The organism is Limnospira sp. PMC 1279.21, from assembly GCF_032349615.1.
Classification (GTDB): Bacteria; Cyanobacteriota; Cyanobacteriia; order Cyanobacteriales; family Microcoleaceae; genus Limnospira; species Limnospira fusiformis.
In genome coordinates this window covers 1-9,690 of the sequence record NZ_JARPLU010000171.1, presented here as the reverse complement: position 1 = coordinate 9,690, position 9,690 = coordinate 1, and the positions used below count along the sequence as shown (strand labels likewise).

6 protein-coding genes are annotated in these 9,690 nt (G+C 44.1%); 1 reads left to right on the top strand and 5 read right to left on the bottom strand.

The window, feature by feature from the left end:
• Positions 1 to 72: 72 nt before the first annotated feature.
• From P5683_RS19915 to P5683_RS19900, 4 genes are all read right to left on the bottom strand, one after another.
• Positions 73 to 1,491 (bottom strand): peptidoglycan-binding protein, encoded by a 1,419-nt coding sequence (locus tag P5683_RS19915; RefSeq protein ID WP_006623250.1) that lies wholly within the window; start codon positions 1,489 to 1,491, stop codon positions 73 to 75.
• An 80-nt stretch (positions 1,492 to 1,571) separates the two neighbouring features.
• Positions 1,572 to 1,748 carry a hypothetical protein gene (locus tag P5683_RS19910; RefSeq protein WP_008054248.1) on the bottom strand — a complete coding sequence of 59 codons (177 nt, stop codon included), beginning with the start codon at positions 1,746 to 1,748 and terminating at the stop codon, positions 1,572 to 1,574.
• A gap of 220 nt (positions 1,749 to 1,968) precedes the next feature.
• Positions 1,969 to 5,748, bottom strand: coding sequence for a hypothetical protein (locus tag P5683_RS19905; RefSeq protein ID WP_006623252.1), 3,780 nt, complete (start codon positions 5,746 to 5,748; stop codon positions 1,969 to 1,971).
• 481 nt (positions 5,749 to 6,229) lie between these two features.
• Positions 6,230 to 7,243, bottom strand: coding sequence for a Gfo/Idh/MocA family protein (locus P5683_RS19900; protein ID WP_006623254.1), 1,014 nt, complete (start codon positions 7,241 to 7,243; stop codon positions 6,230 to 6,232).
• Positions 7,244 to 7,566: 323 nt separating this feature from the next.
• On the opposite strand from P5683_RS19900, the gene P5683_RS19895 reads away from it, so the two are divergent.
• Positions 7,567 to 7,866 carry a ferredoxin gene (locus P5683_RS19895; RefSeq protein ID WP_006623255.1) on the top strand — a complete coding sequence of 100 codons (300 nt, stop codon included), beginning with the start codon at positions 7,567 to 7,569 and terminating at the stop codon, positions 7,864 to 7,866.
• An 82-nt stretch (positions 7,867 to 7,948) separates the two neighbouring features.
• Here P5683_RS19895 and P5683_RS19890 read toward each other — a convergent pair whose 3' ends face one another.
• Positions 7,949 to 9,604, bottom strand: coding sequence for a SpoIID/LytB domain-containing protein (locus tag P5683_RS19890; RefSeq protein ID WP_315640953.1), 1,656 nt, complete (start codon positions 9,602 to 9,604; stop codon positions 7,949 to 7,951).
• Between the last annotated feature and the right edge of the window lie 86 nt (positions 9,605 to 9,690).

Sequence of the window (9,690 nt, the reverse complement as noted above, 5' to 3'; positions counted from 1 at the left end):
GAATGATGGTATTGCTATAGTTACAGTCCGAGCATTGTCAATCAATGTTCAGGAATGTTCAGCTTAAATGAATCAGTGCTGATTGATATGACCAAAACTAGGCCGAGTGACGTTAAATAAGTAGGTCTCTGTAGTCGGTCCAACAATCCCGGTGGTAGTGATATTATAGGCTTGCTGAAATTGAATTACAGCATTTTGGGTCTGGCCGTCAAAAAAACCATTAATCGGGCCATTATAGAAGCCTAACTCCCTTAACCGCCTTTGAATGCGCCGCACATTTTCTCCGGCGTTACCCATTGCTATATATGTATTAGGATTAGTTGCCACAGGTCTGACGACGAACCCTGGACCGGCTGGAGCTGCGGGTATGATGGGGCGTTGGATAGTAGCCCTAGCTAAATGGAATTGGGTGGTGGGTCCCACTTGACCTGTTTGGGTGATGGCATTATCCCGTTGGAAGCGAAGGACAGCCACGCGGGTAGATTCACCAAAAACCCCATCAATCATCCCTGTATAGTACCCTAATTGCTGTAATCGCTGCTGAAGTGCAATTACATCTGCTCCCCGACTTCCCAGCAGGAGAATTGAGGAGGGATTAGATTGGTTCATGGAAACATTGGTAGGGTTGGAAGTGATACCACCATGACCCAACACCTGTTGACTGGCGAGAAGGCTTTGGGTAGTGGGTCCAATAAAGCCTGTGGGGGTGAGACCGTTCACCATTTGAAAGTTACGAACGGCTTGGAATGTTACCTCATCATAAAAATTGGTAATTTGACCTGGGAAAAAACCGAGTCGTTGCAATTCTCGTTGTACTAAGCCGACTATAGGGCCAAAACTACCGGGACCAAGGCTAACATTTCCAGCGAGGCTACCTGTGCCGCGATTGAGAATGGCTAGGGTGTCTTCTGTAACTAGACCTGTGGCTGCAATTAAGTTGGCTTGCTGAAAACGAATGACGGCATCCCGGGTGATTGGTCCAAAATATCCGGTGGAGTTGTTGTTGAAAAAACCAAGATTTCGCAGGCGATTTTGGAGGCTGGTAACTCCGGGTCCGCTGTCTCCTAATCCTAAACCGATTAATTGGCGATCGCTGACTGGGATAGTATTGAGAGGCCGACTGATGGCGTTCTGGTTGGTTGCGATCAAAGCCACAACGGTATTAGGACCTACTATGCCATCTTGGACTAAACGGTTATCGCGCTGGAACCGAATAACTGCGTTTTGAGTTTCCTCACCAAAGTATCCGGTGGCGTTAGCGCTTAAATATCCTAATGCTCTGAGGCGGTTCTGAATTTGGGTAACTTCGGGTCCGAAATCCCCAATAGCTAAAACTGCCTGGGCTGCATGAGTTATGCTCAGAATCAGCAGCACTGTCCCTAGAGACAGAAGCCACCGATAGGCTAGAGTAGATAGTTTTCTGTTGAGAATGAGTTGCTGAGGATTTTCGTAACTCAGGGCGAGGTACAGATAAGCATAGGATTCCATCATAATTCTTCAGGAAAATATAGGAATGGGAAACACTTAACCCAAAAAAACCTAAGTTGCGGCTTCCCTTTCCATTATATCACTTATACCAAACCTGCGCGATCGCATAACATCGCTACAACCACTGAAAAAGCGGTAATTCCCAAGGCTACCCAAGGACTTTGACCTTGACTAACAGCGAAAGATGTGGCTACTCCAGCCCCTAAGCCAGCGGTCACGGCTGCACCAATCGGATCACGTTCTGATTCGGGTTTATACATAGTCTTTAGAATGATAAATTCCAATGGCTGCCACTGTAGCACCATGATTGAGAGGGTGGATGCAAAAGTTGCTAAATTGAAATTAAGGTTTAACTTTAGATAAGTTTCTTAACATTCGGTGGGTAAATTCGGGGGGTTTTTTAAGAAAGTTAACAAAATCGGCTCTGGGTCAGCAGGGGCTGGTATTTCCTCTCAATTCATCCTCACAGGTCTAGGGCTGCTATTCCCACCTGTCTAATTCTTGAAGGGAGTTTTGGAATAGGCTAAGAATTTGGTCTCTGCGGGTTTCAAAGTTGGCGGCACCCCAGATAAAAATTAATCCGCCGATCAAAACTACTATCCATTTTAAAAAGGAGTAAACTGAGTTTAAAATGATTAATTGATTGACAATATTAATAACAAATGTGGCTGTACCAATGTACAGAAAAGCACGAGTTTTTAGGCTTAAACCAGCACCAATGGCGATTAAACTAATGAGACCGGGAATAATTCCTACCCATTGACTTTCTAATAAGGAGATTACGCAAATTAAGCTAATACTGATGATGCGGATTAGGTGTCGAAGGGGTCGGCGTTGGGAACCTTTTAAGTAGGGTTCCACCTGTATAATATATAACATTGATAAAGCGGGAGGGGTGATTAGCCACAGTAAATAAGTATCTGCTGGACTGGCGAGAATGGCTTTTAAGATTACCCAATTGAGCAGAAAAATACTAATGTAAGTAAAGCGAATATTTTGACTTAATTCGGCTAGGAATACATAGAAAATGGCGGTGATGACGGTGGCTATATACCAGGAGGGTAGTTGGGGGGGATTAATGAAACTATGAATAATTGCTATAGCTCCTATTGGGAAAATGATGGCAGACCGTCGCCAGGGTGTCTGTGACCATCCCCAATTTTCCCAGGGGAATATATAGAAATAATAGGCAATTAGAGAAGCGATCGCACCTATCCAAGGAAACAGAATATTTCCCCATCCCAGGACATCAATCATATAATAAAGGATGGCTACGGCTTGCAATAAACCCAAATAAACCCAGATATCTTGTGGTTGTTGGTGGGGATGACTGCGACCCTGTACGATCGCATAACGACTGAGAAGGATGCCACTTCCTAACCCTACTAATGCACTAGTATTTCCGGGCATAAAAGATGATATTACTAATAATACACTAGCGATTAACCAATGGCAATGAGCGATCGCTTTAATTTCTGCCGCCGCCAGGTTCAAATATCTGGCTAAGGTTGATGATAAGATCCGATACAGATAGACGAAGCTGGTAGTTAATACGGTGAAGGCGACTAATTGATTAGCTAGGGGTTGGGAACTCACTTGCTGGAATAACATTTCTCCGGTGGCGACGGATACTCCGACTATTCCCAAATAAACTAGGGGTTTTAATGAAGAATGTCGCCGTCCTACTCCTATTAAAATAAAGGCAAATCCCAGGCTATTTAAGCCAGTCCATACGGCTATTTCATTAAATCGCAGAACTGTTCCCAATATACCATATAATAAAGGGATAACTTGCAGGGATTTGGGTAGACTCAAATCTGGGTGTTTTTTGTGCCACAAATCACCGCCTATTTGGACAATAATTCCTAAAGCTGTATTAGCGATCGCCAACAGAATTAAAGAGTGCGGTAAAAATGCCAAGATTTCAGATACGAGTAATTGTATCCCCCAAAATGTTCCATAAATACCATTATCAAAACTGCGAGTTGACAGAGTGGCTGTCTGAGTCCGAAATACTATGGCTGCTACAGTTAAAGCGATGATTATGACAGCGAATAAACTCGGTTGTCTTTGTTGTTGAAAAACTAACAGAGAATGAAAGGTGAGCAGTAGTAACTGTATCGCCGCCAGTGAAGTTCCCCACAGGTCTGCTGCTTGTCTATAGAGTTGGGATAACGAGGCTTCCCGGTTGAGTAAATTATGCCGTAATATCCACAGACTATTAAATACTATGGCGTTAATAAGTAACCAGTCTAAGCTAGAAATTATCGGGAATTCCCAGAGGATAGCGGTTAAGAAACTGAGACCAAACCCTACAGCGATCGCCGCTACAATTAGCCGACGTATATAATAGGAGTTAATGGCAATTATGACGGTGCTTATACCTAAAGATATCGCCCGAATTACAGGTATTTCGACTGTCAACAGTTGCGCGACTACTGTAGTCACAATGGCTAATTCAGCGGATTGTTTTTGTTTTGAATTGCTACCATATTTCCCGACAAAAGTCAAGCCCAAAGGTGTGATTAACCAGATTAAATTGACAGGTTCAATGCTATTGCTAAGTAGGAGATAGCTACAACCCGCCAAGACTAAACCTAGATAAAAACCACTTTTTCCCCAACTATGATCTGGGGTATCATATCGAGATATAAAGTAATGATGACTGGCGACATATAAGCCAAATTCTGCTACCATTAGCGACAATAAAATTATCGACCACTCGGTATAGTTAAGAGTAGGAATTAGCCAGTTGATGCTACTCACCAAAGCTAGTAAAGCGGTGATATGGGTTACATATACTCGAAATGGTGGGCGATAGTTTCGGCGTTTAGTAACTACGGCTAAGGTGAAAGTTGAGGCGATTAAATTAAGCGATCGCGTGAGAGGATTAATCACCCCCAACAAGGCTAAAAAGACTCCTAATAATAATGCGATTTGCTCGCCAAATAATGCCAATTTACGCTTAGGTATTTGATACAGCCACTCAGTAACCGCCAGCATCAAAATCAGATAGGGAAACCAGGTTAAGCTAAGTAGTGACCAAGGGTAATTTTGGCTGTTAGTAATTTCAGCAGCAGTGATAATAGTAGTTTGTCTCATACCACTAGGAATCATGAGTCCTAGTAACCAAACCATCTGTAATCCTATGGTAAAGATTACTAATAAATCCCGCCGTCGCCAAGAGTTTCGCAGGTGTTTAGTCCAGATAGAAATTACCAAAGCGCTAATTAGAAAACCGTGCCAAGGATAGGATATCAGAGAAATTAACCACCCTAAAAGTAGTAATCCGTAGCCGCCACGATTTATTAAAGGTGAGGAAAAATAGTAGATTAACCAGCCACAAATCCCTACAGCCAACCCTAAACCATTAAGGGGGAGTTCGGCGACAAAGATGCCGCGACTAAGGATAATAATTAGGCTATAAATTAACAGCGCGATATCACGATTAGCTAAGGGTTGATGATTGAGTTTTTGGCGAGTATAGAAGGATATAGATGCGGTGATAATTACGGCTAAATAAATGGCAATTATGGGAAAGTTTGACCAACTCCACCCCCAGTGAAGGGAACTGACAAGTAATAAATTGGCGAGTTGTAGCTTCTGGGGAACTGATGGTGTAGAATAGAGTTTAATGGTGGTACTGGATAGCAGGAAGGTGGCGATCGCAATGGTGATCCATCCTAGGGGATATCCCCATAATCCCAAGCCATCCATTGCCCAAAAATTGAGGGGAATTAACAGTAAGGTAACTTGACGCAAAGTAGCAGCAGTCAAGGTTAAGTTATTCTGTTTTTCCGTCCATTGGCTACCTACCCAAAATGCCAAAGTATAAGCTAGTAATACTCCATATTGTGCAAAAGCGGGGAATCTTTCCCACTGACTCGCCGCCAGTACGCCGGAAGATACCACCACCATAAACAGTCCTAAAAATAGCAGCCAACGCACACTGAGTTCAGCTTTGAAAGACTGTAATAATTGGGTAAATACGGGGGTAATGTTGGGCGGTAATGTGGCGGTGAAAGTAGTTTGAGGTTCCCTAATAATAGGTGGTTGAGCTTTCCTAACAGGGGGATGATATACGCGGGAAGGTGGCGGTAGGGGTAGAGGTTGACTTAGATGCAGCTTACAGAGTTGTTTAACCTGTTCTTGAGAAATTAAACCTAATTCTAGCCAATATTCCAAACCATCCAACAGATCTGGATTATCTGGATTAATGATAACTTTAACCGCGATCCATCGTTCCCAGGGTGAGGACATAGTTTGAGGATAGTTAATTCATGTTAATAGGTGAGTGGAACCATTCTGGCATCGAAAAATGATTTTGGCAAGATTTGCCAAGTCGATCGCCTAAATATATAATGAAGCTAGTACAGGCGAAAGGATGGGGAATTTGTGCCAATTAATCAACTGGCTGATCATCCATTGCCTTGGTTAAGGAACTAAAGCAGTTACATAGATGGCAGATTGGGGAATTTAGTTCCTAGGGACCCCAATTAAAACAGTGTCATAATTTCGGTAGCGGTAGGGATGAACTGTGAATAGGATCAAAGCATAAACCAACCACCACAGTTCAAACCCAGCCATGATTTCAGCGACTAAATTACCATTTCTCTCTCTTCTTCGTCTAATGGCTCAAATGCGGGCTAATCTTAATATCATGTTGTTAGAACATTATGATCAGCTTACCCAACTATTAGTGGTGATACCGAAATTGTCACTGATGTTCAATGCCATTAGATTAACTCTGGGTTAAAATCACAGTTTCGCCTGTTTCAGCAGACCGTCTAGCCGCATCAGCTACTTTCAGGGTATAAAGACTATCTGCGACAGAAACATAAAGAGGCGTTCCGTCAAAAAGGTGATCGAGAACCATAGTAGTATCCCGCGCAAACAAACCGCTACGACTTCCGACTTCAATGGGTTGAGGAGTATCTCCCCGTAGTAATTTGCCCTCTTTTGGGGTAAATATCAAAGTTCCGGCTTCCCCATAAAGGGTAAAAAGGTTTTCGGACTCCCAAAAGGTTTCGCCTTTTCCGTAGACGACCTCACCAATGGTCCCACAGGTAAAGTGTAACTGAGTCTGACACCAACAGGAACGATAACGATCGCCATCGACATTCCAAAACCGACTCTGGGCGTTTACAGAAGCCACAGCACCAAATAGGTCAGTCAAACGATGTAAACGGGAAAGCGCCCCCACCAAGGGAAAACCAAACAGAGAATTTTGGTAGGTCCAGCGATCATAAGCCGGACGTTGGGGGTTAATAGTGCTGTAGCGGGCATAAAATATGGTTCCGATCGCCTCTAAAGATGGTTTAATAGAATTGTGCAATCCTCCCAAAAGTTCCAGATGTTCCACATGAAGGAGTTTATGGCGCATTGAAGCCAAGGCGAGCAACTCCTCACCCTCTTGAGGATCGAGACAAAGGGGATATTCAACCACCACGTGCTTATCATTTTCCAGGGCGGCTTTTGCGATCGCACCATGATCGCGGTTAATGGTGCTAATCATAATCAGGTCTAAATCGTCTCGCTGTACCAATTCCAGCCAATTAGGGACTAATTCCGCATTAAACTCTTGACAGAAGGCTGCTGTAGTTTCTGGACTATGACCGGTAACCGCCACTAAATGCGATCGAGGATCAGAGTTGAGGGTTTGGGCGCGGGACTTAGCAACATACCCAGTTCCCACCAAACCGACGCGAATAGTGGAAGGGTTAGAAATTGTATTAGAAAAATTACTGGCTGTCATCTACAGACTGATATATTTTAGGGAGATATGACTAAGGCTTAAAACCCTAGCTCATCCATTATTATCCCTTATGCTGACGACTATGCAACCACCTGGCCCTATAGGCTGGCCAGATAAGATATAAGCAATTGGGATGTAATTAGAAAAATTTATAACAAAAACCATTCATAATATGGCCGCGAAAGGTTTTACAACCTCGTGTTTTTCCTTTAATATCAGAAAGTGAAGAAAACCGAGACCACAGGGAGTTAGGCTAATATTCCCTTGTGATTTATATAGGTTTTTCTTATCGATTTTTTTGAGAACTTAGAGAGGAACACTGAATGGCTACTTACAAAGTCACTCTGATTAACGAAGCTGAAGGCATCAACGAAACCATCGATTGCGATGATGATACATATATTCTCGATGCTGCCGAAGAAGCTGGACTAGATCTGCCCTACTCCTGCCGTGCTGGTGCTTGCTCCACCTGTGCTGGTACAATCACCAGTGGTACCATTGACCAGTCTGATCAGTCTTTCTTAGATGATGATCAGATCGAAGCTGGGTATGTTTTGACTTGTGTAGCCTATCCCACCTCCGACTGCACAATCAAAACTCACCAAGAAGAAGGACTCTACTAAGTTTCTCCAACCTGGTCAGAGAAGGGAGAACAGGTTATTTTGGTTACAGCGGATCTGTTCTTCCTTCCCCTATAGCCAGGATTTATGGAGATTGCTGCCCAGTGATTAAATAATTGTTCAGGGGTTCTAGTTGAGTCCCCGGAAAATAAAATTCCAAAATGCGATCGCTAGACCAACCCAACCGGGCGAGTTTATGCGATCCTATTTGGCTGAAACCGACACCATGACCAAACCCGCCGCCCACAAAATTATAGCCTTGCAGAGTTTGGTTAGGGCCATAAATCGGATCAATATAGAATAGGGTACTAATAGGAGGCCAAAAAGCACTTTGGACCTCATCCTTATGGATGGGGATAACACCCTTATCAGTTTGTACCTCCATTTTCAACACCCGGCCAGAGTGAGCCCTTTCCACCACCCTCACCTGTTGAATAGTGTTAAAATCTGCCAGGGGACTTTTGCGACGCTTGAGATAAAATTGCAGATGATTAGTCATGGCCTTGAGATCTGTTCGGTATTGCCAGCGAAAATCACTCCAACCCTCTTCATTAAAACCCTTCCTCAGACTCATAAACCGCCGGAAGTTCTGTTCATCAGCTAGGCTGTAGCTTTCCAGGTTCCACACATTTTGAGTAGTATCTAATACTGACCTGAGATAGGGTGGCTTGGGTCCATCCCAGACATCATTAAAATTAGCAGTAATGCCACCACTAGAGGAGAAATACACGGCATCGACCAATTCCCCGTCATAGGTCAGCACTAGGCCCCTGGTGTTAGTAATAGCGTTATCAGTAGATGGGTAAACCTCCGTTAACCCCTTATATACTTGACAATCGGTATTGGCACAAATTTGATAATTGTCGGCCTCAAACCGATGCAGATTCCGCAAGACATAGGTACGCGCTAAAATAGCCTGGGCTTCAATAGAAGCAGCGGGAGGCCATGCGCCCATTTCATGGGGTACAACTCCCCGCAAATAGGTTTCTAAGGGAACATGGTTAACGAGGGTATAGGTTCCGTAGGCATCTGGCTGGAGTTTTAAACTGCCTCCATAAACTAAAGCCTGGGGGTCATCTCTTTTCTTACCTACGGAAATGACATTCTGGGGAGCTTCAATTTTTAACTCTTGGCGGTTGTAACGATAGCCACCTAACACCCAATAGGGGACGGGTTTCTCTCTGACTACTTGGCTGGTGAAAGTAGGCTGATAGCCCTGGGCTTTTATGCTTTCTAGTAACCATCGGCGCAACAGGGGAGTTGAATAAGTTTCCCGAGAAGCCCAAACCTGCCATACATCAGGTTGCGCTAGTTCAACTTCGATGCCCATTTCTCGCCATTTGTTAGCCTGCTGTGCGGCGGTTTCATAGCTGCGGTGACTGCTAAAAATCAGACGTTCGTTAACTTGGGGTTCTGGAAGGGGTTGCATTCCCACCTGAATAACGGCGCTGAGGGTATGCAGGACTTGTTCACCTTCGGGGGTAGCAAAACGCAGCCTGAGATGGTCGCCAGGTTTGGCTTGCAAGACGAGGGTATCTGTGGGAGTTTTGCCAAATTGCTGCACTACCCCTACTTCTAGGATAGGGTTAATTTCTTCTTGGGCGATCGCTTTAGTCGGTGTCAGTCCCAATAAACATCCGAACATTAAAACCATTGGCAACTTGCCTAAACTCTTAGAAACAGACTGACCACTACTCCGGGAGTATAGGTTAGGTTGGGGGGCTGTTATCGCGTTCATCATCTCGACTCTCAGATATCAGGACACGCTATCCATTATACGAACAGCACTGGAGCATGAAAACCTTGTCTCAAGAGAGCAAGGATGAA

Bases quoted from the DNA above. Each gene is read 5' to 3' on its own strand.
- P5683_RS19895 (WP_006623255.1), top strand. From the start codon at position 7,567: ATGGCTACTTACAAAGTCACTCTGATTAACGAAGCTGAAGGCATCAAC.
- P5683_RS19890 (WP_315640953.1), bottom strand. From the start codon at position 9,604: ATGATGAACGCGATAACAGCCCCCCAACCTAACCTATACTCCCGGAGT.
- P5683_RS19910 (WP_008054248.1), bottom strand. From the start codon at position 1,748: ATGTATAAACCCGAATCAGAACGTGATCCGATTGGTGCAGCCGTGACC.
- P5683_RS19905 (WP_006623252.1), bottom strand. From the start codon at position 5,748: ATGTCCTCACCCTGGGAACGATGGATCGCGGTTAAAGTTATCATTAAT.
- P5683_RS19900 (WP_006623254.1), bottom strand. From the start codon at position 7,243: ATGACAGCCAGTAATTTTTCTAATACAATTTCTAACCCTTCCACTATT.
- P5683_RS19915 (WP_006623250.1), bottom strand. From the start codon at position 1,491: ATGATGGAATCCTATGCTTATCTGTACCTCGCCCTGAGTTACGAAAAT.